The organism is Actinoplanes sp. NPDC051633 (assembly GCF_040681735.1).
GTDB lineage: Bacteria > Actinomycetota > Actinomycetes > Mycobacteriales > Micromonosporaceae > Actinoplanes.
This window is the reverse complement of sequence record NZ_JBFAZH010001574.1, coordinates 1-1457: the sequence shown is the minus strand read 5'-3', so window position 1 is coordinate 1457 and position 1457 is coordinate 1. Positions and strand designations below refer to the sequence as shown.

The 1457-nt window shown below is 74.9% G+C and carries 1 protein-coding gene; it reads right to left on the bottom strand.

Going from position 1 to position 1457, the window contains the following annotated elements; all coding sequences use genetic code 11:
- The coding region (locus AB0M20_RS43250; RefSeq protein ID WP_364307284.1) for a tetratricopeptide repeat protein at window positions 1-1457 on the bottom strand (1457 nt) is incomplete at both ends.

Genomic DNA, 1457 nt, shown 5'->3' with positions numbered 1-1457 from the left:
AGCAGCCGGACCAGGCACGTGATCGCCTGCTCCGGGTTCTGCGCCGACCGCCACAGGTCGGCGAGCTCGCGCAGCGCCCGTAACCACACGGACCTGGCCTGCTCGCGCAGACCGTCGGCCCATCCCTCGTACGGTTCGTCGTCGAATGCGTCGCCCCGATAGGCGGCGTCCACCTCGGCGAGGATCTCCCGGGCGAGGGCGGCATCGCCTTCGCGGGCGAGCTGCATGCCGTGCGTCGCGTCGCGCAGCAGGTCCTCGACGTCGACCGTCACCCGGGAGACGTCGAGCGAGACACCGGTGAGGTCGGCCGCCAGATAGTGGTCCGGAGCCCACAACCGCAACGGATCCAGCACGGTCCGGACGACCGACAGCAGCACCGAGAGCCGGTGGGCGGTGCGTTGCGGTTCGTCGTCCGGCCACAGCAGCTCACACAGCTCGCTGCGGGGAACCGGTCGCCCTCGCCGGGCCGCCAGGATCTTGAGCAGGGTACGAGCCTGCCGGGATCGCCACGCCGGCAGCGGCACCGGCCGGCCCGCGACGAACACCTCGAAGCGACCGAGCACACGCACTTGAACCGTTGCGGCGTTGCCCTCGGCCGGCAGCAGAGGGGACCCGTTGACGGTCCGGACGCCGAGGCCGAGCAGTCGGCGGGTGGCCGATCTCGCCGCCAGCCGCTGTCCGCTATCGGCGCCGGGCAGCCGGCCGAGCAGCACACGCATCTGGTCGGCGGCCGGCAGCGCACCGGCGCGTTCCCAGATCGCGGCGGCCTCCTGCAACGCCGCCCGCGCCGCACCGGCATCAGCGCTCACCGCTGCGGCGAGCTCCAACGACTCGGCCAGCGCGTCAGCTTGCCGGCCGGCGCGCGCGGCTTGTGTGGCGTCGGCCGCCCGGCGTTGCGCCAGCGCCAGGTCGCCGTCGGCCAGCGCGACCCAGCCGCCGGCCACCAGCGCCCGGGACGCCAGGGCAGGCGGGGCGATCCGCTCGGCCTCGTCGGCGGCGGCGCGGGCCGCGGCCGGGTCGGCGGCGGACCCGTCCAGCAGCAGCCGGGCGAGTCGGGAAAGCGCCGGCACGAGGATCTGCACCTCGGCCGTGGCGCGGGCGAGGTCGGCGGCCTCCTCGAACCGGCTACGGCTCTGCTCCCGCCGTCCGAGCCGGCGGTCGACCTCGGCGAGCCCGTAGAGCCCGGCCGCGATGCGGTTGAGGCCGACCCGGTGGCCGATCCGGATCGACCGTTCGAAGTGGAGCGCCGCCTCGTCGTACCGTCCAAGCCGGGTGAGTGCCTCGCCGGCATTGTGCAACGCGGTCATCAGCAGGCCCGGGGGGCCGCCGAGCTCAGCCGCCCGGACCGCCCGCACCGCTACCTCCAGCGCCTGCGGGTAGCGGGCCTCGCGCAGCCGGCAGTCGGCCTGGTTGGTCAGGATTCGGGCCTGCTGGACCACATCGTCCGCGCGTTCGGC